Source organism: Desulfoplanes formicivorans (assembly GCF_001748225.1).
GTDB lineage: Bacteria > Desulfobacterota > Desulfovibrionia > Desulfovibrionales > Desulfomicrobiaceae > Desulfoplanes > Desulfoplanes formicivorans.
Genome location: NZ_BDFE01000017.1, coordinates 143,715 through 169,178, shown reverse-complemented (window position 1 = coordinate 169,178; position 25,464 = coordinate 143,715). Strand labels below are relative to the sequence as shown.

22 protein-coding genes are annotated in these 25,464 nt (G+C 55.6%); 20 read left to right on the top strand and 2 right to left on the bottom strand.

From position 1 onward, the window contains the following. Positions 1 to 71: 71 nt before the first annotated feature. Both folK and DPF_RS09985 read right to left on the bottom strand, forming a co-directional pair. The gene (folK, locus tag DPF_RS09990; RefSeq protein WP_069859529.1) at positions 72 to 584 is read right to left on the bottom strand and encodes a 2-amino-4-hydroxy-6-hydroxymethyldihydropteridine diphosphokinase; all 513 of its coding nucleotides are present in this window, start codon (positions 582 to 584) and stop codon (positions 72 to 74) included. A gap of 2 nt (positions 585 to 586) precedes the next feature. Beyond that, positions 587 to 772, bottom strand: coding sequence for a hypothetical protein (locus tag DPF_RS09985; protein ID WP_069859528.1), 186 nt, complete (start codon positions 770 to 772; stop codon positions 587 to 589). A 114-nt stretch (positions 773 to 886) separates the two neighbouring features. On the opposite strand from DPF_RS09985, the gene xerD reads away from it, so the two are divergent. The 20 genes from xerD to DPF_RS09885 all read left to right on the top strand — a co-directional run bounded on the left by xerD (position 887) and on the right by DPF_RS09885 (position 25,356). Beyond that, positions 887 to 1,831, top strand: coding sequence for a site-specific tyrosine recombinase XerD (gene xerD / locus DPF_RS09980; protein WP_369689592.1), 945 nt, complete (start codon positions 887 to 889; stop codon positions 1,829 to 1,831). Then, positions 1,828 to 4,479 carry a CBS domain-containing protein gene (locus DPF_RS09975; protein ID WP_069859526.1) on the top strand — a complete coding sequence of 884 codons (2,652 nt, stop codon included), beginning with the start codon at positions 1,828 to 1,830 and terminating at the stop codon, positions 4,477 to 4,479. The genes xerD and DPF_RS09975 overlap by 4 nt, the downstream gene beginning before the upstream one ends. A gap of 100 nt (positions 4,480 to 4,579) precedes the next feature. After that, a complete protein-coding gene (locus DPF_RS09970; protein ID WP_069859525.1) occupies positions 4,580 to 5,323 on the top strand; it encodes a basic amino acid ABC transporter substrate-binding protein in 744 nt (247 codons plus the stop codon). A 116-nt stretch (positions 5,324 to 5,439) separates the two neighbouring features. Further along, positions 5,440 to 6,234 carry an amino acid ABC transporter permease gene (locus tag DPF_RS09965; protein ID WP_069859524.1) on the top strand — a complete coding sequence of 265 codons (795 nt, stop codon included), beginning with the start codon at positions 5,440 to 5,442 and terminating at the stop codon, positions 6,232 to 6,234. Beyond that, complete coding sequence (locus tag DPF_RS09960) at positions 6,221 to 6,961, top strand: amino acid ABC transporter ATP-binding protein (RefSeq protein WP_069859523.1); 741 nt, start codon at positions 6,221 to 6,223, stop codon at positions 6,959 to 6,961. Before DPF_RS09965 ends, DPF_RS09960 begins: the two co-directional genes overlap by 14 nt. Positions 6,962 to 6,971: 10 nt before the next feature. Beyond that, positions 6,972 to 7,475, top strand: a complete 504-nt coding sequence (locus DPF_RS09955; protein ID WP_069859522.1) for an HIT family protein — start codon at positions 6,972 to 6,974, stop codon at positions 7,473 to 7,475. 208 nt (positions 7,476 to 7,683) lie between these two features. Next, positions 7,684 to 8,046, top strand: a complete 363-nt coding sequence (locus DPF_RS09950) for a LapA family protein (RefSeq protein ID WP_069859521.1) — start codon at positions 7,684 to 7,686, stop codon at positions 8,044 to 8,046. Between the two features lie 197 nt (positions 8,047 to 8,243). Continuing rightward, positions 8,244 to 9,350, top strand: coding sequence for a tetratricopeptide repeat protein (locus DPF_RS09945; RefSeq protein ID WP_083254628.1), 1,107 nt, complete (start codon positions 8,244 to 8,246; stop codon positions 9,348 to 9,350). 10 nt (positions 9,351 to 9,360) lie between these two features. After that, a complete protein-coding gene (mutS, locus tag DPF_RS09940; protein WP_069859519.1) occupies positions 9,361 to 12,000 on the top strand; it encodes a DNA mismatch repair protein MutS in 2,640 nt (879 codons plus the stop codon). Continuing rightward, complete coding sequence (locus DPF_RS09935) at positions 11,984 to 12,433, top strand: hypothetical protein (protein ID WP_069859518.1); 450 nt, start codon at positions 11,984 to 11,986, stop codon at positions 12,431 to 12,433. The genes mutS and DPF_RS09935 overlap by 17 nt, the downstream gene beginning before the upstream one ends. Before the next feature lie 140 nt (positions 12,434 to 12,573). Beyond that, positions 12,574 to 13,827 carry a diaminopimelate decarboxylase gene (gene lysA / locus DPF_RS09930; protein ID WP_069859517.1) on the top strand — a complete coding sequence of 418 codons (1,254 nt, stop codon included), beginning with the start codon at positions 12,574 to 12,576 and terminating at the stop codon, positions 13,825 to 13,827. 146 nt (positions 13,828 to 13,973) lie between these two features. Further along, complete coding sequence (gene sucD, locus DPF_RS09925) at positions 13,974 to 16,076, top strand: succinate--CoA ligase subunit alpha (RefSeq protein WP_069859516.1); 2,103 nt, start codon at positions 13,974 to 13,976, stop codon at positions 16,074 to 16,076. 333 nt (positions 16,077 to 16,409) lie between these two features. Then, on the top strand, positions 16,410 to 16,757 hold the full coding sequence (locus tag DPF_RS09920) for a 4Fe-4S dicluster domain-containing protein (RefSeq protein WP_069859515.1): 348 nt from the start codon (positions 16,410 to 16,412) through the stop codon (positions 16,755 to 16,757). Then, positions 16,757 to 17,914 carry a 2-oxoacid:acceptor oxidoreductase subunit alpha gene (locus DPF_RS09915; RefSeq protein ID WP_069859514.1) on the top strand — a complete coding sequence of 386 codons (1,158 nt, stop codon included), beginning with the start codon at positions 16,757 to 16,759 and terminating at the stop codon, positions 17,912 to 17,914. The genes DPF_RS09920 and DPF_RS09915 overlap by 1 nt, the downstream gene beginning before the upstream one ends. A 132-nt stretch (positions 17,915 to 18,046) precedes the next feature. After that, complete coding sequence (locus DPF_RS09910) at positions 18,047 to 18,886, top strand: 2-oxoacid:ferredoxin oxidoreductase subunit beta (protein WP_069859786.1); 840 nt, start codon at positions 18,047 to 18,049, stop codon at positions 18,884 to 18,886. Next, a complete protein-coding gene (locus tag DPF_RS09905) occupies positions 18,876 to 19,520 on the top strand; it encodes a 2-oxoacid:acceptor oxidoreductase family protein (RefSeq protein ID WP_069859513.1) in 645 nt (214 codons plus the stop codon). Before DPF_RS09910 ends, DPF_RS09905 begins: the two co-directional genes overlap by 11 nt. 171 nt (positions 19,521 to 19,691) lie before the next feature. Continuing rightward, complete coding sequence (locus DPF_RS09900) at positions 19,692 to 20,258, top strand: Hsp20/alpha crystallin family protein (RefSeq protein WP_069859512.1); 567 nt, start codon at positions 19,692 to 19,694, stop codon at positions 20,256 to 20,258. Positions 20,259 to 20,518: 260 nt separating this feature from the next. Continuing rightward, a complete protein-coding gene (locus DPF_RS09895) occupies positions 20,519 to 21,436 on the top strand; it encodes an ABC transporter ATP-binding protein (RefSeq protein WP_231702168.1) in 918 nt (305 codons plus the stop codon). Further along, the gene (locus tag DPF_RS09890; RefSeq protein ID WP_069859511.1) at positions 21,429 to 24,320 is read left to right on the top strand and encodes a Gldg family protein; all 2,892 of its coding nucleotides are present in this window, start codon (positions 21,429 to 21,431) and stop codon (positions 24,318 to 24,320) included. Before DPF_RS09895 ends, DPF_RS09890 begins: the two co-directional genes overlap by 8 nt. 4 nt (positions 24,321 to 24,324) lie before the next feature. Beyond that, positions 24,325 to 25,356, top strand: a complete 1,032-nt coding sequence (locus DPF_RS09885) for a DUF4340 domain-containing protein (protein WP_069859510.1) — start codon at positions 24,325 to 24,327, stop codon at positions 25,354 to 25,356. Positions 25,357 to 25,464: the final 108 nt, after the last annotated feature.

Sequence of the window (25,464 nt, the reverse complement as noted above, 5' to 3'; positions counted from 1 at the left end):
AAGGTATGGGTTCATTGGAGGACGTTGCCCATCCTGTCATGAACAGAGCTGCCCTGCTCGTGCCCTGGGCGTCATGGTTCATTTGTCGTCTGCCAGATGGTGTCTCCTTCAATGGTATGGGAAATGGCATCCAAAGCCTGCGATGCCCTGGTCCCGTCAGGCAAAACCAGTTCCGGTTCAATCTCCAGCAGGGGAATGAGTACAAACGCCCTTTCAAGCATCCGCGGATGGGGAAGCGTGACCCGGGGATCATGGCAAACCGTATTGCCAAACAAAAGCAGATCCAGATCAATGACCCTGGGGCCCCATCTTGTGGTTCGCACCCGACCCAGTCTGGTCTCCAGGGCCAGAAGGGAGTGCAGGAGGTCCGAAGGGGTCCACGTGGGGCTGCAGGCCACCTTGATCACCTGATTGGCGAACCAGGGTTGTTCCCTTACCCCCTGGGGTTCGGTCCTATATATTGTTGAAGCCTGCATCAGGGAAAGGCCATCAAGGTTGCTGATGGCATCCAGGGCCTTGTCAAGATGGGCCCGGGTGTCTCCCATGTTCGAACCCAGAGATATGTAGGCAAATGTATGAGGCATGATTACGGGGTCTTGTTGACTCCCCTCTTGCGCCGTTCCATGTGAATGGTCAGAATTTTATTCTTGAGGGTCTCCAGGTCCTGCCCCCTGTCCCGGATGATGTTGATCAGGTTTTGCATCCTGTGGGGTTCCTCTTGTGCAAAGGCGGACAGAACATCGATCTGTTCGGGTGTCAATCCATTTGCCATGGCCTTGTCTCCTTGTTTCACGGTGGTTCACGCGCACGAGGTGATACTCCTTTGAAGGATGCTACCCTTTTCCTCTTGTGCCTGCAAGCATGGAGGTATATATAGGCATGATCATTGTCGAAGTCGAACCCCCTGCCCGACGGAGTGCCCACCGTGTCCCTGCCGCTTTCCGATCAGCAAGACCTGGATCGGTTTCTCGAACATCTCATTGTGGTCAAGGGGCTGGCCGAGAAAACCATTGCTGCCTATCAGACCGATCTGCGCTCCCTGATGCGTTTTCTTCATGTGCATGATATGAACATCCAGGACGTGCGGGAAGACACGCTTCTGGTCTATCTGCGCCATATGTCCAACCGGATCGGATCGGCCAGAACCCTGGCCCGCCATCTTGCCTCGTTGCGTGCCTTTTTCGGATACGCCCATGAGCAGGGACTGATTGCGGACAATCCGACCCTGATTCTGGCCAACCCCAAGATCGCCCGGACCATCCCGGATGTCCTGACCCAGGAAGAAACCTTCCGGCTGCTGGACATGCCAAACCCGAAGACCAAGCTGGGACTCCGGGACAGGGCCATCCTGGAAGTCCTGTACGGGGCCGGTCTGAGGGTTTCCGAACTGACCAGCCTGCGCCCCCAGGATTATGATGCCCAGACGGATATCCTGCGCATCTGGGGCAAAGGGGGCAAGGAACGGATCGTTCCCCTCAATGAAACAGCCGCCCAGGTGCTCACCAGCTACCTGAAACAACGCAATGCCCTTTTTAACCCGCAGCAGGACGCTGTTTTTCTGAACCGTTCAGGCACCCGGCTCACCCGCCAGGGAGTATGGAAGCTCATCAAGCGCTACGGGGTCAAGGCCGGGATCACCAAGACCATCTCCCCCCACACCCTGCGCCATTGTTTTGCCACCCATCTTCTCGAGGGCGGCGCAGATCTGCGTACCGTCCAGATTCTCCTGGGCCACGCCGATATCAGCGCCACAGAGATCTATACCCACGTGCAGACCCAACGTCTCATGGAAATCCACACCATGTATCATCCCCGATCCACGCCATCATGACCAAACAACCAGCCCACACCATTATCACGTCCCACGCCAATGCGGATTTTGACGCGTTAAGCGCCATTGTTGCTGCCGGCAAACTGTATGAAGATGCCGTGCTCATTTTCCCGGGATCCCAGGAACGCAATCTCAAAAATTTTTTCATCCAGAGCGCCACCTACCTGTTCAATTTCAAATCGGCCAAGGAGATCGACCTCTCGTCTGTTCGTCGTCTGGTTCTGGTGGACACGCGTCAGAAGGACCGCATTCTCCATGTGGCTGCTGTGCTGGACAATCCCCATCTGGAAATCCACATCTATGACCATCATCCCGATTCGCCCGAAGATCTGCATGGCCAGCACAACGTGGTCAAGCCGTGGGGATCGGCCACGGCCATCATTGCCCTTATCCTCAGGGAGAAAAAGGTGGTGCTTTCTCCAGACGAAGCCACCATCATGGGGCTTGGGATTTATGAAGACACGGGGAACTTTACCTTTTCCTCGACAACGTTTCACGATCTGGAAGCAGCCGCCTGGCTTGCCCGGCAGGGCATGGATTTCAACATGGTGGCCGATCTGGTCAATCGGGAGCTCAGTGCCGATCAGATCTTCATCCTGAACAGCCTGCTCGAATCAGCCAATACCCACACCATTCACGGCATTGACGTGGTTGTGGCCGATGTTTCCCTGGATCGCTATGTGGGCGATTTCGCCCTGCTGGCCCACAAGCTTTTGGAGATGGAAAACATTCGCGTGCTCTTTGCCCTAGGCAGAATGCAGGATCGGGTTCAGGTGGTGGCCAGGAGCAGGACCGCGGATGTGGACGTGGGAACCATCTGTACCTCCCTGGGCGGAGGCGGCCATCCCTATGCCGCATCTGCCTCCATCAAGGACAGGACTCTTGAGCAGGTCAAGGACGAACTCTTTGCCCTCCTCTACTCCCAGATTACCCCGGACTTTGATGTGCGTTCCCTGTGCTCCACTCCGGCCGTTGTCATTGAAAAGAACAAGACCCTGCACGAGGCTGCCGATCTCATGACCCGCTATGGCCTCAAAGCCATCCCGGTTGTGGAACCGGGTACCTTTACCTGCGTGGGCATCCTGGATCACCAGCTTGCTGAAAAGGCCATTATCCACCATCTGGGAGATGTCCTGGTCAAGGAATACATGCTCCGCGATTTTGCCACTGTTACCCAGGACATGGACCTCTACCCGGTCATGGAGATCATTCTGGGCCAGGGGCAGCGATTGGTACCGGTTCTGGATGACCGGGGCGATTGCTCCGGAGTGATCACCCGCACGGATCTGATCCACACCCTGGTCAGCGAACCGGCCCGCATACCGGAGACCCTGATACCGGAACGACGTCGGGAACGGCAGATCAAGCATCTGCTTCGGGAACGGCTTCCCCGCAAGCTGTTCGATTTTCTGGTCCAGGTCGGTGAGCTGGCCAGAGACAAGGGGGTCAATGTCTATTGTGTGGGGGGATTTGTCAGGGACATTTTGCTCCATCTGCCCAATTTTGACGTGGATTTCGTGGTGGAAGGCGATGCCATTGCCTTTGCCCGGGCCATGGCCCGAACCTTTGGCGGGCGCGTCAGGGAACACCGCAAGTTCAAGACTGCTGTGGTTGTGCTGGAGTCCGGGGAAAAGATCGACGTGGCCACGGCTCGGCTCGAATACTATGAATACCCTGCGGCCTTGCCCACGGTTGAACTCTCGTCCATCAAGATGGATCTCTTTCGCAGAGATTTCACCATCAACGCCCTGGCCGTGCAGGTCAATCCGGATCAATTCGGGCGGCTGGTGGACTTTTTCGGAGGGCAAAAAGACATCAAGAACAAGACCATCCGGGTGCTCCACTCCCTGAGTTTTGTGGAAGATCCCACCCGGATCATCCGGGCCATCCGCTTTGCCCAGCGGTTCGGCTTTTCCATTGGCGGCCAGACCGAACGGTTGATCAAGAACGCCGTGGAGCTGAACATCTTTCACAAACTTTCCGGAAGCCGCATCTTTCATGAAATCCGGCTCATGCTGGCGGAAAACAAGCCCGTGGCCTGCCTGAAGGAAATGGCCCGGTTCAATCTGCTCAAGGCCATCCATCCCATGCTGACCATGGACCCGGCCAAGCAGCAGATCCTCGAGGAAATCGAAAAAGTGGTTGCTTGGTATAGGTTGCTTTATCTTGAGCCCTCTCCCTGTCCCTGGCTGGTGTACCTCCTTGGCCTGTGCGCCGGATTCAATGATGCCCAGGTTCAGGTTCTGGTACGCCGGCTCAATCTGACCAAGAAGCAGGCCTGCCTGCTGACCAGTCTCAGGCATTCAATCCGGAAGGCCATTGAGGATCTGTTTCGTTGGGAACAGGGAAAACAGGCCACAAGCGAACTCTTTTTCATTCTCGAACCCCTGGCCCTTGAAGGAGTTCTCTATCTCATGGCCAGGAGCCGGAAGGAAAGCATGCGCAAGCATATTTCGCTCTTTCTGACCCAGTTGAGAACCCAGACCATCGACATCACGGGCAAGGATCTTCAGGCATTGGGTATTGCTTCAGGACCCATCTACGGCCAGATTCTCAGGGCCGTCACCGCTGCCAAACTGGATAACGACTCCCTGAGCCGGGAGGAACAGCTGCGCATGGCCCGGGAAATGGCTGCCCGCAGCAGGTGATGCCCTGGGTCCGGCTGCCCCGCTTTTCTTGACCTGACCTCCGGAATAACCTAAAAACTCGAATTTTATGCTACTACCATTTTGCGAGGAGGATCGCACCATGATGAAAAAAGCTTTGTTCACGCTGGCTGCTGTCTTGTTTTTGTCCAATGTGGCCGTGGCCAAGACCATTGTTTTTGCTTCCGACGCCACCTGGCCCCCCATGGAGATGGTTGACGCCAACAAGAACATTGTGGGGTTTTGCCCGGATCTGGTCAAAGCCATTGCCAAGGCCGCAGGATTTACTGCCGTGATCAAAAACACGGCCTGGGACGGTATTTTTGCAGGACTGGCCGCTGGAAAGTACGATGCCATTGCCTCCTCAGTGTCCATTACGGACAAGCGCAAACGGGTTATGGATTTCAGTGACCCCTACTTTGAGGTCAAGCAGGGCGTTGTTACCCGGAAAGGCGCGGGCATCAAGAGCATTGACGATCTCAAGGGCAAGAAAATCGGTGCCCAGATCGGAACCACCGGGTATTTCGCCTCCAAGAAGATCAAGGGTGCCAAGCCCGAATCCTATGATGAAGTGGGTCTGGCCATCGAGAATCTGAACAATGGCCGCATCGACGCGGTCATCTGCGATGACGCCGTTGCTGTTGGGTATGCTTTGCAGAACAAGAACTATGTTGATTCCCTGTCCCTGGCCTTTCTGATCGTTCCCGACGAACCCGAATATCTTGGTATTGCCGTGAACAAGGGCAACACAGAGGTTCTTGAACTGATCAACAAGGGCCTCAAGGCCGTCAGGGCCAGTGGAGAGTACGACGCCATCTTCAAGAAATGGTTCCCCACGGAAGAATAATCAAATCGAAGAATTATCAGGAACAGGAAGCCGCAATAGCGGCTTCCTGTCCTTTTTGGCAACGTCCAACGTCTATTACCGCATCACGGTCGATCGTTTCTCATTAAGGCATTCTCATGAGCAAGAAAGAAGTTAACATCCATGTTGGTGACGGTGCAGCCATTCCTTCGAAAAAAGACCGGGGCCTTTTCAGTGCCTGGTGGATTTCCTTTATCGGAGCCGTGGCCATCATTATCTATTTGTGCATGACCGAACCAGATCCCTATCTGGATATTCTCAAGTTCCTTCCGGACGGCATTCTGGTCACCTTCCAGGTAACCATCTACTCCATCCTTCTCTCCCTTGTCATCGGGCTGGTGACAGGACTCGGTCGCCTGTCCCGCAACAGGTTCTTCAACCTGATCGCGTCCACGTATGTGGAGATCATCCGGGGCATCCCCCTGCTGGTCCAGCTTTTCTACATCTATTATGCCCTGGGGAAGTTCGAGCTTTTCAGCAATCTTCCTCCTCTTGCGGCTGCGGTCATTGCCATGGCCATCTGTTACGGGGCTTACATGGGCGAGGTTTTTCGTGCCGGTATCGATTCCATTGATCACGGCCAGACAGAGGCTGCCCGAACCCTTGGATTCAACCGATCCCAGACCATGTTCCTGGTTGTTCTGCCGCAGGCCTGGCGGACCATCCTGCCACCCGTGGGTAATGAGTTCATTGCCCTGCTCAAGGACAGTTCCCTGGTTTCCATCCTTGCTGTTGCCGACATCCTGCGTCGGGGCCGGGAATTTGCCAGTGAATCCTTTTATTATTTCGAAGCCTTTACCATGGTGGCCCTGGTCTACCTGGTCATTACCCTTATTCTTTCAAAGGGCGTAAGCCGCATGGAGCACAAGCTGAACTATTATGAACGCCATTGATCCCATCATCCGCATAGAAAACGTCTACAAATTTTTTGGTACCCTCAAGGCCCTGGACAACGTTTCCCTGTCCGTCAATCCCGGGGAAAAGGTGGTCATCATCGGACCCAGCGGTTCGGGTAAGTCCACCCTGCTGCGATCCATCAATCGTCTCGAATCCATTGATCGCGGCAGGATCATCGTGGATGGCAAGGACGTCAATGCCCGCGAAAATGACATCAATGCCATCCGCCAGGAATTGGGCATGGTTTTTCAGAGCTTCAATCTGTTCCCGCACAAAACCGTACTTCAGAACCTGACCATGGCACCCATACGGTTGAAAAAGATTCCCCAGGCCCAGGCCGAAAAAACCGCCATGACCCTTCTCGACAAGGTCGGTATCCCCGACAAGGCCAACGTCTACCCTGCCATGCTTTCGGGCGGGCAGCAGCAACGTGTGGCCATTGCCCGGGCCCTGGCCATGAATCCCAAGATCATGCTTTTTGACGAACCCACGTCCGCCCTGGATCCGGAAATGATCGGCGAGGTTCTGGACGTCATGGTCAAACTGGCCCGCGAAGGCATGACCATGGTTGTTGTGACCCATGAGATGGGTTTTGCCAAAGAAGTGGCCGACCGGGTCATTTTCATGGACGGGGGAGTGATTGTGGAACAGGGGACTCCCGAGCATTTCTTTGAAAATCCCGAACATCCGCGAACCAAAAAGTTTTTGAGTCAAATTTTGTAGGAGGGCTGCCATGAAAACCTTGTGGGCCCCATGGCGGATCGATTACATCCTTGATGAAAAACCCGACAGTTGCGTGTTCTGCATTCCTCAACACACGCGAGAGGATGCCAAACGGCTTGTTTTGTACCGCGGCGAACATTGTTTCGTGATCATGAACAAATTTCCTTATTCCAGTGGACATCTCATGGTCACTCCGTATAGACACGTAAGCATGCTCACGGATCTGACGGCTGAAGAAGGCCACGAGGCCATGGACCTGCTGCGGGCCACCAGCGATATCCTGACCCGGGTTTTTCACCCCCAGGGAATCAATATGGGCCTCAATCAGGGTGAAGCAGCCGGGGCCGGGATCGAGGAACACCTCCATTTTCACCTTGTTCCCAGGTGGGTGGGTGACCACTCCTTCATGGCGGTCAGCGCGTCCACCATGGTTGTTCCGGAACACCTTGAAACGACCTATGCCAAGTTGCTGCCCCATTTCAAAGTCCTGGGCGGCGGCAAGAGTCAGGCGTAAAAGCTTTTCGGGCAAGGGGCCGCGACGGGGCAATACCCTCACCGCTCCTTCCGGTCAGGGACAAAAGGTAAGCTTTTGCCCTCTCCTTTTCTCCTGCACTCTTTATCCGGATCGCCCTGTGGTGTATCCAGTTTTTTCCCTCTATGTGAACGGCCGTGAACTTGCACGGTCCTGAATACAACAACCGTTTTCAGCAAGGAGTGCTAGCATGCGTTATTTGAAGGTTCTGTGTCTGGTTGTCCTGTTTTTCGTGTCCATGCTTTTTTTCGTGCAGAACACGGACGTTTTGGTCCAGACCCTCATTCTTCAGCTCGGGCTTTTTTCCTGGAGCGTTACCAGTGCACCTGTTCCGCATTATCTCCTCATTCTGCTCGCCTTTGTTGCTGGCGCCATCTTGCCCATGATTTATTTTCTGTGTGAGAAAATCCGCTTGTCCAGGGAATTGCGCACGGCCCGCAAGACCATCAAGCAGCAGGAAGAAGAGCTCAATTCTCTGAGGAACATGCCCATCGAGGAAACCGACTATCAGACCGAAGCCGTTACTGCTGACGTCGAACCCGAACAGGCATAATCCGGCTGTTCCCGGGCGTGCTTTCCCTTTGGGGTGGGTACGTTGTTTTCCAGGCCCTGTTGGTCCTTTTCAAGGGACCACAAGGCAGATTTCTGTTTGTCCAGGCCAATCCCAATCCGGTTGATCCCCGCGCGTGTCCGGGATATTTCCTAACGGAGTTATGAGATCCTATGACGCTGTGGAACACGATTCGCTCCATGTTCAAAGGAAAGCCATCACGCACCAGTGGTTCGCTTTTTCCCCTTGAGCTCGGTGACAGTTTGTCGGACAGGGATACCCTGGCCGCCATTGGCGAGCTCAGTCGGGTCGTCAAGAACAACTCCGACAGCGTAGAAACCTATCTGGCCCTGGGCAATCTGTACCGTTCTCAGGGAGAACTCGAACGGGCCATTCAGATCCGTCAGAATCTGATCATTCGTCCGGGCCTGGACAACGATTTCAAGGGACGGGCCTATCTCGAACTGGGCAAGGATTACAAACGGGCCGGGTTCATGGACCGTTCGCTGGCGGCCCTGGAAGAGGCCCAGAAGCTGTGCGGCAAGGATCCGCGCATTATTCTGGAGCTGGTTGATCTGGCCGCCAAGACCAATGAATTCCAGACCGCTGCCAGACATTGTGCCGCTCTTAAGTTTCCTCAGGGGCAGGCTCATTACCTAGTTTTGCATGCCCGGTCTCTTCTTGCGGACACCACGAATCAGAACCGTGATGAAGCCCTCAAATGGCTGAACAGGGCCATCAAGATCTATTCACCTTCTCCTGAAGCATGGTTGGAACATTTGCTTTGGGAGTATGACCGGAGAGACTGGAAGCGGTTCAGCAAACGCCTTGATGCGGGCTTGAAAAACGTCGCCCGGGAGCTTCGGTTTGTCCTTCTGGAAGGACTGATCCAGCACGGAATCAAAACGGGTTCACCTGATCCGCAACCCCATGTTCATCCCGAGGCCTGTGCCCGGGCCCTCGAGTGCATCGAGCCCTATACCGATGACCTGCTGCTCTATTATTACGGGGCTCTTCTGCATATTCAGGCCGGGGACACCGCGCAGGCCAAAACCTGGCTGGAAAAATCACTGTTTCTTGATCCGGATTTCTGGCCGACCCGCTTGGAGGTTTTGCTTCTGTCCCTGCCAGAGCAATCCCTGAATCCGGTTTTCAGCGTGCAACTGGAGTTTTTTCTCAAGCGGGCGCAGCAGGTCAAACGGTTCGTGTGTTCCCAGTGCGGGCTCAAACGCGAACAGATTTTTTATGTCTGCCCCAGATGCCGGTCCTGGCATTCCATCCGCTTTCGAAAGTCCCTCAACGATTGAATCTTCCGGCATGAGCAAACCCAAACTCACCCCCATGCTTGAGCAGTACCTGCGCATCAAGGAGGAATATCCTGATGCCCTGCTCTTTTACCGCATGGGTGATTTTTACGAACTTTTTTTCGAGGATGCGGAAAAGGCGTCTCGTGAACTGCAAATCGCTCTCACCTCGCGCAATCCCCATGCCGACCATCCCGTGCCCATGTGCGGGGTACCGCATCACGCCAAAAATGAATATCTCAAGCAGCTCCTTGAAAAGGGATTCAAAATTGCCATCTGCGATCAGGTGGAAGACCCCAAGGAAGCCAAGGGGCTTGTCAAACGGGAAGTGACCCGCGTGCTCACTCCCGGAACGGTTGTCGAAGATCTGGTCCATGATCAGGGAGAAAACCAGTTTCTGGCCGCCCTGTTTCTGGATGATCAGTCAGGTGGTGGACTGGCCTGGGCCGACTGCACCACCGGGGAATGGACGGGTTTGGTATCCAGGGACCCTGATGTTCTTTGGCAATGGGTGGGCAAGGTCGCTCCCCGGGAACTGCTGCTTCCCAGGGACTGCCGCATCCCGGCCGGTCAGGGACAGATGACTGCTCGGGTGACGCATGTTCCCATTGCAGGCTATTTTGATCCCAAGGGTGCCCAGGACCGAGTGTTGCGGGCTCAACAGGTTGCCAGCCTCGATGTCCTTGATCTGGCTGACAAGCCTCTGCTCGTTAGGTGCTGCGGGGCCATTGTCGCCTATCTGACCCAGACCCAGAAACAGGATCTGACGTGCCTGGCTCCGTTTTCACCGCTGCATCTTTCCGGTCAGGTCATGCTCGACGAGGTGACCGAACGCAATCTGGAATTGTTCACCCGCATGGATGGGCGCAAGGGCAAAGGCACCCTGCTCCATGTCATGGATCAGACCATGACGCCCATGGGCAAGCGGTTGCTGGGAAAACGTCTGCATCAACCTTTCAAGGATCTGGCGCCCATAGAGGCCAACCAGGAAGTTGTCCGGCTTTTTTTCAATGATCCTGAACTGACCGACAAGGTGCGCGCGGCTCTGGACACGGTGTATGATGTGGAACGGTTGAGCACCCGGATTTATCTCAATCGGTGCACACCCAAGGATTTTGTAGCCCTTCGCCAGAGTCTGTCCCGGTTTCCCCGGTTGCAGGAGCTGCTTCAGGAGGTTGCCCAGCCACCCCGGTTGCTGAAAAAGGTTCTTGCCGGGTGGGACAATCTGGAGGCCCTTGGCGAGCTGCTCCAGCGAGCCCTGCTTGACAATCCCAATCATCTGATCACTGAAGGCGGTCTTTTCAAGCAGGGCTTTGATGCCCAGCTGGACGAACTCATCGAGTTGACCGAACATGGTGAAGCTACCCTGACCAGGCTCAGGGACAAGGAACAGCAGGAAAACCATCTTTCCAAACTCAAACTCGGATTCAACCGGGTTTTCGGATACTATTTCGAACTGAGCAAGGCGAGCAAGGAACCGGTTCCCGAGCATTTCATCCGGCGTCAAACCCTGGTGAACAGCGAACGCTACATCACCCAGGAGCTCAAGGAGCTGGAAGAAAAGCTCCTTTCCGCCGCACAGAAGCGCAAGAGCCGGGAGTATGATTTGTTCACCCGTCTCAGGGAACAGGTCGCTGCCATGCGCGACAGGTTCATGGCCATGGCCGGAATTCTGGCTCAGATTGATTACTGGCAGGGCCTGGGGCATGCGGCTCGCCGATGGTCCTGGGTGGCGCCCCGCCTGCATACAGGGCTGGAATTGTCCATCAAGGGCGGCAGACATCCCGTGGTGGAGGCGGTACAGGGAAGCGCCAGTTACATTCCCAATGACCTGCACATGGGCGAGGACGGCAAGGTGCTCCTGGTTACCGGGCCCAACATGGCTGGCAAGTCCACGGTCCTGCGGCAGACCGCCTTGATCATGATCATGGCCCAGATGGGCTCGCTGGTTCCTGCGGAACAAGCATATCTCGGATTATGCGACCGGATTTTTTCCCGCGTGGGGGCTTCGGACAACCTGGCCCAGGGTCAATCCACCTTCATGGTGGAGATGAGTGAAACAGCAAGAATTCTTCGCCAGGCCGGCAAACGAAGCCTGATCATTCTTGACGAGATCGGCCGCGGCACCTCCACCTTTGACGGGTTGTCCCTGGCCTGGGCCGTTGTGGAAGAGCTGGCCCGACGCCAGGGAGGCATCCGGACCCTGTTTGCCACCCACTATCATGAATTGACTGGGCTGGAGGGGGACATTGATCAGGTCAGGAATCTGAATATCGCGGTCAAGGAATGGAAGGGAGAGATCATTTTTCTGCGTCGTCTCGTACCTGGGCCGGCGGATCGCAGTTACGGCATCGAAGTGGCCCGACTGGCCGGGGTTCCCATGCCGGTGGTGCAACGGGCCAGGGAGATCCTGGAGCAACTGGAGAAATCATCCAAACGCCAGCACGGCCAGGCCGTCCGGGAAATGGTCACCAGAGAGCCCTTGCTGCCGGGATTGGCCGGGACACAGGCCGATGATGCTCCTCATGCGCCCCAGTCCCCTGACCTCCACCCCATTGTCCGGGAGTTGCAGAACATGGATATTGACGGTCTTACTCCCCTGGAGGCCCTGACAATTTTGAGCAAATGGAAACAGCATGTACACAACAGGTAGCAAATACGCATTGTGGGCGTGTATCGCCCTGCTTGGTATCCTTTTGCTGACCACGGGCTGTGGCCTCAAGGTCTGGCCTTCTCCACTGGCCCAAGAGGATGAATTTTCCTGGAAGGAGGTCAGCTTTTCCTTTTCAGACACCTGCCTGACCATCCGGGCCACGGTTGAAGGGGCCTATGACAATCTGGCCCGTGTGGATCTGGAATGGGCTCCCGGCGACGAAGACTGCCCCTCCTGTCCTTTTCAGGCCCGGGAGACCAGGTCCTTTGCTATGAGCGATCCTGAAATCACCCGGCAGGGGCAGACACTGACCCTGCTTTTTTGCCAGCTTCCCCCCCATACGGGATTTCGGTGGAGGATTGTTGGTCACAATGTGCATGCGTCCCTGCAGCCTGTTGCATCGCATGTTATGTATGTGGGAGAGGACGAGTGAGGCAACGGCGTACAATGCGTTGCACCAAGGGTGCTTGAAGCCGGACAGCCTCGGTGCAGGGTATTGGCTGCAATTTTGAAAAATGCATCAAACAAGCATGGAATACATAAACTGCGTACTGCGCATGTGGAGAGAATATCATGAATTATTTCAAGTATAAGGACGGAGAACTCCATGCCGAGGACGTCCGGATCAGGGAACTTGCGGAAAAGTACGGCACGCCTTTGTACGTCTATTCCGCCAAGACATTGCAACGCCATTTCAAGGCCTTTGATTCGGCTTTTGAAGGAATCAATCACCTGATTTGCTATTCGGTCAAGGCCAACTCCAACCTGAGTATTCTGAACCTGCTCAAGCAGGAAGGATCGGGCGTTGACATTGTTTCCGGCGGTGAACTGTTCAGGGCCCTGCGGGCGGGGATCGATCCCAAGAAGATCGTGTATTCCGGTGTGGGCAAGTCGGTGGCCGAAATTCAGGAGGCCCTGTTTGCGGGTATTCTCATGTTCAATGTGGAATCCGAACAGGAACTGGAACGGATCAGCAAGGTGGCCGTGGAATTCGGCTTTGAGGCCCAGGTAAGTCTGCGTATCAATCCTGATGTGGATCCCAAGACCCACCCCTACATTGCCACTGGCCTCAAGAAGAGCAAGTTTGGTATCCCCATGGACCAGGCCCTGCCCATCTATGTGAAGGCCAGGGATCTTCCCGGGGTCAACCCCGTGGGCATTGACTGCCATATCGGTTCCCAGCTCACCACCATTGAGCCCTTTTTGGAAAGCATTGAACGCCTCAAGAAACTTCATGGACAGCTGGCAGAAAAGGGAATCATGATCAAATACCTGGATCTGGGCGGCGGTCTGGGCATCACCTATGACGAAGAGGAACCGCCCCATCCCAGGGAATTTGGAGAGGCCCTGAAAAAGGCCCTTGCGGGCATGGATCTGACCCTGATTCTCGAACCCGGTCGGGTCATTGCCGGCAACGCGGGCATTCTGGTCACCCAGGTCGAGTATATCAAACAGGGAAGCACCAAGGATTTTGTCATTGTGGATGCGGGTATGAACGACTTGATCCGTCCGTCCCTGTATGGCTCATTTCATCGCATTGCCGAGGTCGAGCCCAAGGGGCGTCCGTCCAGAAAGGTGGATGTGGTCGGTCCCATCTGCGAATCCGGCGATTTTTTGGCCCAGGATCGGGAGCTTCCCCAGGTGCAACCTGGCGAACTTCTGGCTGTTCATTCTGCCGGGGCCTATGGGTTTGTCATGTCCTCCCAGTACAATTCCCGCCCCCGGGCTGCCGAAATTCTTGTGGACGGTGCAACAAGCCGGGTGATCAGAAAACGGGAGCAATACCAGACCCTGGTGGCCCTGGAAGAGGATGCCTTGGAAAAGTAGGCACGGTTTGCCATGGAAGATTGTTTGAAAAACCTCGCTCTCATGCATGAGAACGGGGTTTTTCTTTGACTTTTCAGACGGGTTGAAGAAAGAGCCTTTGAGGACTTGTTGGCCCTTTATATCCCCTTTTGCATGCAGGAGATCGGATGAAACTTGATGAACATACCAGTAAACAGCTTTTCGCTCAGGTCGGCATCCCCGTTCCCAGAGGGCATGCCCTCACGACCATAACCGGGAATGAAGACCACATCACTGCCATCGGTTTTCCCATGGTGGTCAAGGCTCAGGTGCTTACCGGTGGTCGGGGCAAGGCCGGCGGTGTTCGCCTTGTCAAGGACATGCAGGAGCTGGAACAGGTCCTTCCCGTCATCTTATCCATGCGCATACGGGATCTTGCCGTCCCTTACGTGCGCATCGAGCCTGCAGCCTCTATCAAGAAAGAATACTACCTGAGCGTGTTTGTACAGCGTGAGACCCGATCCCTTGTCCTGGCCTGCAATGCATGTGGCGGGGTTGATGTGGAAGCATCCTCCAGGGACACCCTCATGACCGCATCAATTGATTTTTTGACCTCCAGTTATGAGCACCGCATCCAGGACGCCTTTTTCCATCTCGGCCTTCCCCGGACAACCTGGTCCACCTTTCACGCCCTGTGCACCTCCCTGATCAATCTGGTCACCACCCACGGGGCCTTGCTGGCGGAAATCAATCCCCTGGCATTGACCGACCAGGGAACCCTGGTGGCCCTGGACGGCAAGGTGGATCTGGATGACAGCAAGATGGCATTGCTCCCCGAGGTCAAAAAGGCTCTCAGCCGTCCAGAACACCAAAGCCCCGACGAAATCAGGGCCCGGACCGCCGGACTGAGCTACCACCGCCTCAAGGGGTCCGTGGGCATGATGGTCAACGGGGCCGGGCTGGCCATGAACACCATGGATATTTTGAACAAAAACGGGCTGGAACCGGCCAATTTTCTGGATCTGGGCGGGGGAGCAGATATCCCCAGGATGCGCACCGGCCTGGAACTGCTTGTGGAAGACGATCGGGTCAAGGTCATTTTTATCAATATTTTCGGGGGAATTCTTTCTTGCGCCCATGTGGCCGAGGCCCTTACCGCCACCCTGGACAAGGTGGAGCTGACCAAGCCCTGTGTGGTCCGGTTCTCCGGCTACATGGCTGATGACGGCCAAAAGATTCTCAAGGCCCTGAACCATCCCCGGCTCTGCCTGGTGGAGAACATGGAATCAGCTCTTGCCGAGCTGGCCGGGATCATCCACCCTTCAGCAGCACGCAAGAATGTGGCCGAGCCAACAACCATCTCCATGCCGGATCAGGTGGTGCAACCGGACGGCAGGGTTTCTCTTCACCCTTCCGGTCCCCTGTCCGCTCTGAACCGGGAAACCCAGGTGCTGGTTCAGGGAATAACCGGCAAGACCGGCAGATTGCACACGGGGCTCATGCGCTCTTTTGGCACCCGGGTTGTTGCCGGCGTGACCCCGTTCAAGGGAGGAACCCGTGTTGACGACATCCCGGTCTATGACACGGTGCGTCAGGCCTGTGCCCATCATGACATCGGCGCCACCGTGATTTTTGTGCCCCCGGCATTTGCACCCGACGCCATTCTTGCGGCTGCCGCCGAAAACATTCCCTGGATCATATGCATCACCGAATCCATTCCCCAGGCGGACATGCTGCGGGTTTTGCACGCCATGTCCTCGTCCACTTCCCGGCTCATCGGCCCCAACACCCCGGGTCTGGTCATCCCTGATGAGATCAAGCTGGGCATCATGCCCGGGATGATTTTCAAACCCGGTCCGGTGGCTGTTTTTTCCCGAAGCGGCACCCTGACCTATGAAACCGTTTACGGCCTGACCCGGGCCGGGATCGGTCAGTCCATCTGTGTCGGCATCGGGGGTGATCCGTTCATCGGGTCGGGCCTTACCGACATGCTGGAACTCATCAGAAATGATGGCACAACCCGGGGCGTTGTTGTGCTGGGAGAAATCGGTGGCAATGAAGAGGAAAAACTGGCCGCGTACATCAGGTCCACGGGGTTTGATCTTCCGGTTGTGGGGTTCATTGCCGGGCAGACCGCTCCTCCCGGCAAGACCTTTGGTCATGCCGGAGCCATTCTGAGTAAGGGGCACGGCGAGATCGACGCCAAACTCACGGCCATGCGCGATGCCGGGATTTTCGTGGCTTCCTCCCTGGAAGACGGGGTCGAGCACATAGCAAAACTGCTGGGGTGATGGATGGCTGGCAGGCACACGCAGAACGGGGCCATGTTGCAGGACGTCAGGCTGGCTTTCAAGCATGTTTTTCAAGCATTCCCTGCTGTTGGATCTGTTTTTGGCATGAAGAAAAGCCCGGGCATGTCCTTTTGGCCTTATCCGAAGAATGCTGCCTGTGCATCAGGATGATCCCCAGATGAAAAACATGTGAAATATTCGCGGCAAACCCATTGCCATTTCATGACGGCTCGGCTACGCGCACACAGGTGGACCACCGGGTATGACCGGGCGGGCGCTAGGCTTTTCCCGCCTCATAACATCAACTTTTCAGTCAGGCAGAGGCATAATCAGATGGCCAAAAGCAAAGGGCAAACCAGGGTGCGGGTCTTTTCCGACTGGTGCAAGGGGTGCGGCTTGTGCGTCGCCTTTTGTCCCGGAAAGGTCTTTGAGATGGGAAAAGACGGCAAGGCATGCGTGGTCAGGGAAGAGGAATGTTTGAATTGCGGGTTTTGCGAGATGCATTGTCCGGATTTTGCGGTTTCCGTGCGTCCCAGGGAAGAATGTAACGGGGCGGTGCATAACGGCTACCCTGCGGGAACCGTTTTCAAGGATGTCTCCGGAATAGCGGCACAGGCAAAGTCTAAGAACGTCAAACAACCGGAAGCAAAACCGGTTGAAGCAGTGTGCACGGAGAGCTGATGTCTTCCAGGAAGAAAAAACACAAGGAATTGTTTGCCCAGGGCAATGAAGCGGTTGTCGAGGGCGCGTTGCTGGCCGGCTGTGATTTTTTCGCCGGATACCCCATCACCCCGTCCACGGAAATCGCCGAGGAAATGTCCCGACGTCTGCCCCTGCTGGAAAACGGGGTTTTTTTGCAGATGGAGGACGAAATCGCCAGCATGGGGGCAATCATCGGTGCTTCCCTGGCCGGGCGCAAGGTGCTCACGGCCACGTCGGGTCCGGGCTTTTCCCTGATGCAGGAGCATATCGGGTATGCCTGCATGGCCGAGGTTCCCCTGGTCATCGTCAATGTCATGCGGGGCGGACCGAGCACCGGGCTGCCCACCAACCCGGCCCAGGGTGACGTCCAGCAGGCCAGATGGGGGACCCATGGCGATCATCCCATCATTGTGCTTTCTGCGGTCAATGTGCGCGAATGTCTTGAAATGACCGTGACCGCGTTCAATTTTGCGGAAAAGTATCGCACTCCGGTGATCCTGCTCATTGACGAGGTCACCGCCCACACCCGGGAAAAGATCACCCTGCCCGATCCATCCACCTTTCAGATTTTTTCACGGGTCGCGCCATCCATGCCCTTTGACTGGTACACGCCCTTTGAGGAGACCATGAAGGGGGTTCCCTGCATGCCGCCCATGGGAACGGGCTACCGGTTTCACACCACCGGCCTGACACATGACAGCCAGGGATTTCCCACTTCCAAGCCCCAGGAAGTGGAAGGACTCATGAATCGGCTTTTCCGCAAGATCGACCAGCATTATTACGATATCCAGATGGTTGACGAGATCCAGTGCGAGGATGCGGAAATCGCCATTGTGGCCTACGGCAGTGTGGCCCGTTCCGCGGAACTGGCTGTTGAACTGGCCCGGGAACAAGGGGTCAGGGCCGGGCTGGTCAAACTCAAGACCCTGTTTCCCTTTCCCCGACGCATTGTGGAACGGGTGGCCCGCCAAAGCAAGACCCTTGTGGTCCCGGAAATGAACATGGGTCAGATCTCCCGGGAGGTAAAACGGGTCAACAACGGCATGGCACGGGTGGTGACCATGAATAGGGTGGATGGCCAGATCATCACCCCGTCCGAGCTCCTCAAAACCGTGCTCGGCAGTGTTTCACGGTAAGCCACCGGGCGGTTCCATAGGCAACTGACGGGTCCGAACACGGACCTGGATCACCCGGCAAGTTCCCCTTGTGCTCGACTCCTTTCCAGGGGGGTGTGAACCACCAATCCTCTTATACCAATGCAGGATACCATGGCAGAGATAACACATATCATTCACGAGTATCTTCGGCATAACAAAAAGTTCCCCCATGTCTACTGTCCCGGATGCGGTCACGGCATTGTTCTCGGTTCCCTGATCCGGTGCGTGCATGGTCTGGGACTTTCCAAGGATGAAGTCGTTCTGGTGGCCGGTATCGGATGTTCCGGTCGCATGGCCGTGTACGTGGACTTCAACACCATCCATACCACCCACGGCCGGGCTCTGACCTTTGCCACGGGCATCAAGATGGCCAATCCCCGCCTCAAGGTCATTGTGGTCATGGGTGATGGCGATGCCCTGGCCATTGGCGGAAACCATCTCATCCATGCGGCCCGGCGGAACATCGGGCTCACCGCACTCATTCTGAACAACAATATCTACGGCATGACCGGAGGCCAGAAATCCCCCACCAGTCCCGAAGGAACCGTGTCGGCAACAACCCCCTACGGCCAGCTGGAACAGGCCTTTGATGTCATTGATCTGGTGCGTGCGGCCGGGGCCCCCTTTGTGGCCCGCAGCACGGTCATGCACGCTCATCTCCTGGACAAACTGCTGGTCAAGGGGCTGACCAATCCCGGGTTCAATCTCATCGAGGTCATGACGCCCTGTCACACCCAGTACGGCCGCAAGAACAAGTTCAAAACCGTGGTCGACATGTACAAATGGTACAGGAAACAGGCCCTTTCCGTTGAAAAGTACAATGCCCTGCCTCCGGACAAGCAACGCGACAGAATACCCATTGGCGTCTTTCAGGACAAACAGATTCCCGGGCTTGAAGAACGGTATGCTGCCATGCGCAACCAGTTGAGGGAGGCACGCGGTGAACAATAACAACCATCTGACACGTTTTGAAATTCGACTCTCCGGTCTGGGGGGCCAGGGCATTTTGACCCTTGGCAAGATCATGGGCCAGGCCCTGGCACTTGATCACGGGTACGAGGTCTGTCAGACCCAAAGCTATGGGCCCGAGGCCCGGGGCGGTGCCAGCCGGTCGGACGTGGTGCTGAGTTCAGATCCCATCAGCTATCCCAAACCCGTGGGACTTGATCTGCTGGTGGCCCTGAGTCAGGAAGCCTGCAACATGTATTACAACTCTCTGAAAATGCATGGCCGGCTGCTTATTGATTCCTCCCTGGTGGATCAATCCCCCTCAAACATTTACTGGGGCCTGCCTTTTACGCAAATGGCCAAGGAAAAGATCGGCGTGGTCCAGACAACCAATGTGATCACCCTGGGAGCCCTGACCCATTTGCTGCCCTTCATGAATGCCCAGGCCGTCAGAAGACGGCTCAAGGCCGCCCTGCCCGCCAAGATCCAGGAGATCAACAAAAAGGCCTACAACCTGGGGCTTCGCGTGGCCCGCAAACAATATCCCGACGCTCCCGCACAAATGGCTGATCTGCTCTGGGGAACCGAGGAAAATTCTGCTTCTCCAGCCTCCGCCGCATCAAACGAATCCCATTGAAACACCCATGGTTTTCAGGGGACGACCACCTGGTCGTCCCCTGAAAACTGTATTGTGCATCCTTCTTGACTGCCCCCAAAAAGGTATTAATCTCATGGAGATCAAGGCACCCCCGCTCTCACGGGAGGGTACGGATACCTTGAAAGGCAAACCATTACCAAGGAGGACATGATGAACATTGAAAAATTGAATCCATGGAATTGGTTTAAGAAAGAAGAAGAGCACGGAAGCACGGTCATTCCTGTTGCACGCGGACGTGTTCAGGAGCATGATTTTGCCCATTCCCTGAATCAATTTCACCAGGAATTTGACCGGCTCTTTGAGCAGGCCCTGCATCGTTTCGGCCTGCCGTTCTGGGGGCAGGAGACTTCTCCGGCCGCACGCCTTTCCGGGGGCATGTTCAAGCCCAGCCTGGATTTGGGTGTCACGGACAAGGAATACTCCATTGCGGTGGAGATTCCCGGAGTGGACGAGAAGGATATCAAGCTGGAGATTGTCAATGATACCCTGATGATCCACGGCGAAAAGAAACAGGTCTCCGAGGACAAGGGCAAGAATTTTTACAGGCTGGAACGGTCCTATGGCTCGTTTCAGCGGATGCTCTCCCTTCCTGAAGATGCGGATCAAAACGGCGTCAAGGCACGTTTCAGCAAAGGAGTATTAACGGTTACCTTCCCCCGCAAATCCGTGCCTGCCTCCCAGGTCAGAGAAATCGAGGTTACAACCTCTGATGATTGATACACCCCCAACGGATGGTTCAGCTCTTATGGATGGTTGAACCATCCGTTTTTGTTGTGGTTTTTCCGTACAACGTTGGTCACAATACCATTCGCAATGATTGTCCCATGCGAATTGATCCCCCCGGCAGTTTCAGCCGTTCTCCACCGCTCTGTTTTTTCCCTTTGGTCAGGATGTGAACCATCCCCTGACCTGCATGCTTTTTCCCTTTTTGAAATGTTTCCCTTTGCAACCCCCATTTGTCTTGAGGAAATACATTGATGATGATTCATGTTGAGCATCTGACCCGGCGTTACGGCGAGTTCATCGCGGTAAACGATGTCAGTTTTTCCATTGGGAAAGGCGAGGTGGTGGGTCTGCTCGGTCATAATGGAGCAGGCAAGACAACCATCATGAAAATGATCACGGGATTTCTCGAACCCACCCAGGGCAGTATCGTCATAGACGGCCTTGGCATTGACACCGACACGGCCGCCATTCAGTCCCGCATAGGCTATCTGCCTGAAAACTGCCCTCTCTGGCCTGAAATGACGGTCATTGATTACCTGATGTACCAGGCAGGGTTGCATGGGGTTTCCCCTCATCTGCGTCAGGATGCCGTTGCCAGGGCAATCCGTCGCACGGCACTGAAGGCCAAGGCAACAGCACCCATTCACACCCTGTCCCGCGGCTACAGACAACGGGTGGGCGTGGCCCAGGCCATTCTTCACGATCCCGACATTGTCATTCTTGATGAGCCTACCAATGGCCTTGACCCCACCCAGATTTTCCACATGCGCAACCTGATCACCGAACTTGCCGAAACAGCCACAGTGTTGGTTTCAACGCATATCCTCCAGGAGGTCCAGGCCGTGTGTGAACGGGTTCTGATTGTGCGCAGCGGCCGGCTTGTGGTGGATGCGGACCTGGACACCCTGCAGCAGAGCCATGCGCTGATTGTGGCGGTCGACGGCGATGCCGGCAACATCCTTTCCGGCATTGAAGGGGTGGCCACCAGCACGGAACTTGGAAGTGAAAACGGACTGTGGCGGTATCGGGTGGCAGCAGAACCAGCAACGGCTCCCCGCATTGCCCATACCCTGATGCAGGCTGGATTTGCCTTGCACCAATTGCAACCGGAACATCAGAATCTTGAAACGGTTTTTGCCCAGGTCAATGAGGAGGTGGCCCATGCGTAACACCCTTGCCGTTGTCCCTTGTGTTGCCCGCAAGGAATTTCGAAGTTTTTTCGCATCCCCTGCTGCCTACCTGTTCCTGGGAGGGTTTCTGGCCACCAATTTGTTCATTTTTTTCTGGGTTGAAACCTATTTTGCCCGCAACATCGCTGATGTGCGTCCCCTGTTCCAGTGGATGCCCATTCTTTTGATTTTTCTTGTGGCCGCTTTGACCATGCGCACCTGGGCCGAGGAACACCGGGGAGGCACCCTGGAAAACCTGCTGACCGCTCCCGTCAACCCCCTGGGCATTGTCCTTGGCAAATTTTGTGCGGTCATGGGACTCATTGTCCTGGCCCTGGTGCTCACTTTGCCCCTTCCCCTGACGGCCTTTGTTCTTGGACCGCTGGACTGGGGACCGGTGCTGGGCGGCTATGTGGCCACTCTTTTTCTTGCAGGGGCCTATGTGGCCATTGGTCTCTACATGAGTGCCCGGACCGATAATCCCATTGTCGCCCTGATGCTCACGTCTGTGGTCTGCGGGGTGTTGTATCTTCTGGGTTCCTCAACCCTGACCCGCCTTTTCGGGTATGACATGGGAAAATGGCTTGCCCTCATTGGTACGGGATCACGATTTGATTCCATTACCCGCGGTGTTCTTGATCTGCGGGATCTCTACTATTATGTTTCCATTGCCGGTGTTTTCCTCTGCCTTAATCTTTTTTCCCTAGAAAGATTGCGCTGGGCAGGCAATCCCCTCACCAAAAGACACCTTGTTTGGGGGTGGATGGTGGGTCTGGCCATGGCCAATTTCGTGGCAGCCAACTTCTGGCTGCAACCTGTCAGTGCCGCCCGCGTGGACATGACCCAGGGCAACATCTATTCCCTTTCCCAGGCCACCAATCATCAATTAAGCCTGCTTCGTGAACCCCTTTTGATTCGCGGGTATTTTTCCGACAGAACGCATCCGTTACTGGCTCCCCTGGTTCCTCGCCTCAAGGATTTGATGGAGGAATATGCCATTGCCGGAAACGGCAAGGTCCGGGTGGAAATGATCGACCCCACGCGCGACAAGAACGCCGAAGAAGAAGCCGCATCCCGGTTTGGTGTTCGCCCCACTCCCTTTCAAACGGCAGACAGATACCAGGCCGCAGTGGTCAATTCCTATTTTGACGTGGTCATTGCCTATGGCGATCAGTATGAAAAGCTCGGGTTCCAGGACCTCATCGAGGTCAAGTTTCGCGGGGAAGAGGATGTGGACGTTGTCCTGAAAAATCCGGAATACGCCATCACCCGGGCCATAAGGAAGGTTGCCGGAGCGTGGCAGGCCGGGGGCAATCCCTTTGAAAACATGCAGGATCCCGTGACCCTGAAGGCATTCATCTCTCCGGACAAACGACTACCCGAAACATTGCGCGCACTGCGGAACGATCTGCATGAGCTTGTTGAGGAATACCGTACCCAGGCCAACGGGAAACTGATCGTCCAGGTGGAAGATCCCGACAGCGGCAACAGCGACCAGGCGGCATCCTTGCGCCAACGCTACGGCATTGGCCCGCACATCGCCAACCTGTTCAACCCCCAGCCGTTCTGGTTTTCCCTGATCCTTGAAGGAAACCATGAAACCGTGCCTGTTCCCCTGCCCGAAACCCTGGACAAGGCAGGCCTTGAAAGGTCCCTGAAGGCAGCATTGCAACGTCTGACCCCGGGCGTCCTCAAGACCATTGCCCTTGTCAAACCGGCCCCTTATGGACCCCATGCCCGCCGGTACACGGATCTGGAAAAGGTCCTGGCCGAAAATGCCCGCTTAAAGGAAACCGATCTCAAGGAGGGTATGGTCCCTGATGACGCGGACCTGCTGCTGGTGCTGGCCCCCAGCAATCTGGATGACAGGCAGGTTTTTGCCATTGATCAGTTTCTCATGCAGGGAGGCAGTGTGATCATGGCCACGTCGCCGTTTGATGTGCGGATCAGCAATACCATCCTTGCCCAGCCCCATGAAGCCGGACTGGAGGATCTTCTTGCCCATTACGGTCTGTCCATGGATAAAAGCATGGTCCTGGACCGGTACAATGCGGCCCTGCCTGTTCCGGTGGAGCGGTATGTGGGCGGCCTGACCCTTCGCGAAATACGGATGCTGCCCTATCCCCACTTTCCTGATTTGCGGGGGACCGAACAGCTGGGGGACAATCCCATCACCTCGTCTCTGGGTCAGCTCACCCTCAATTGGGCTTCTCCCATCACGGTGGACAAGGAAAAGAACAAGGATCGCCATGTAATAGAACTTCTCCACAGTTCACCGGAAAGCTGGACCAGTGATGATCTGGATGTCATGCCCAATTATCGCTTATATCCTCAAACCGGATTTGCCGTGACCGGCACCCCAAGCTCCCATGTACTGGCTGTGGCCATCCAGGGGCGTTTGGATTCCTTTTTCAAGGGCAAAAAATCCCCCCTTCTGGCAACCACCGAGGCAGAAGCCCAGGAGGAAAACCCCAAGGGTGACCAAAAGGGTACCCAAGAGGATGAAGAGAGCCGGCCACGCATCACAAGCATCATCGACCATTCGCCCGGGACTTCGCGTTTGGTACTCATTGCAAGCAATGCCTTTGCTTCGGATACCAGCATTGATCTCATTTCCCAGGGATTGGGCACCCACTATACCAAGCCCTTGGATTTCATCCAGAATGCCGTGGACTGGTCCCTTGAGGATCGCGGCCTTTTGGCCTTGCGGGGTCGAACCCAGCTGGCCCGCACCCTCTACCCCCTGCCCCAGGGAGGGCAGCGGATGTGGGAACTTGGCAACTATTGCTTTGCCCTGTTTGAACTCCTGCTCATCTGGTTGTGGCGCCGGTGGGTGACGGCAAGCGATGGCAAACGGTATGAACAGGTTCTTGCGGAGGTATAATTTCATGAACACGAAGATCAAACTCCTGGCCGTATTGCTTGGTGTGCAGATCCTGCTGGCCCTTGGTTTGGGGTTATCCGATTGGAGATCAACCACCCCGACACAGGCAAGGCTTGTTCAGGGGGTCTTGAGGGACACCATAGACACCATCACCCTGGAAGGGCCGGACAAGGAAAAGATCGTTCTGGCCCGCAAGAACGGTGCGTGGGTCCTTGCCCAGCGTGGTGATTTTCCGGCTGATACCCATCGCGTCAACGCCATGCTGGATCGCCTCCTGGGCCTGCAAACCGGGACCCCGGTTGCAACCACTCGGGAGGCACGAGCCCGATTCAAGGTGGCTGAAACATCCTTTGAAAAACGCATCTCCCTGGCATCAGAGGGTAAGCCCCGAGTAGTCGTGTATCTGGGAACATCTCCTGGTCTGCGTCAGGTTCATGCCAGGGTTGATGATGAAGATGCCATCTATGCCGTGCACATGGCATCATATGATGTGCCCCTTCGCCCGTCCCAATGGGAGGACAAAACCGTCCTGCAGTTTCCTGAAAAGGAAATAGCAGGTGTGCGTCTGGGCGAGGTGCATGTGAGAAAAGAATCCAAAACCATGAGCGGGCAATCTGCTGCCGTCAATGCCACCAATGCTTCTACAGTGACCGTATGGCATCTTGAAGGCGATGAAGATGGGCAGGAGGTCAATGCCACATCCGTGGACAAACTGATCACATGGCTTGCGTCCATCCGTTTTGATGAGGTCTTTGATACGTCCTCCGGACAGGAGGATGCCCTGGAAAAGCCTGTTGTGCAGTTTGAAATTGAGGGGGCACATGGTCAAAACAGAATGTATCGCCTGTTCCATCTTCCGGAACAGAAAACATACGTGATGACCCATTCCGACAGACCCGAGTATTTTCGTCTGTCCACAAACACGGCAGAGCAGCTCATGGAGGCATGCGAGCAGGAAACATGGGTCGTTGATCCGGCCAAGCCATCCCACAAGACGGTGCCTGCTGGCGCGTCTCCCCGGGAAAAGACCACGTAATCGATTCCCTGGTGGCACCATGACTCCTTTGTGCCGGTGCATGACCATGTGAAAAGGTCCCTTGCCGGGTTGCCGGCAAGGGACCTTTTGGGTTTAGCTCAATGACAC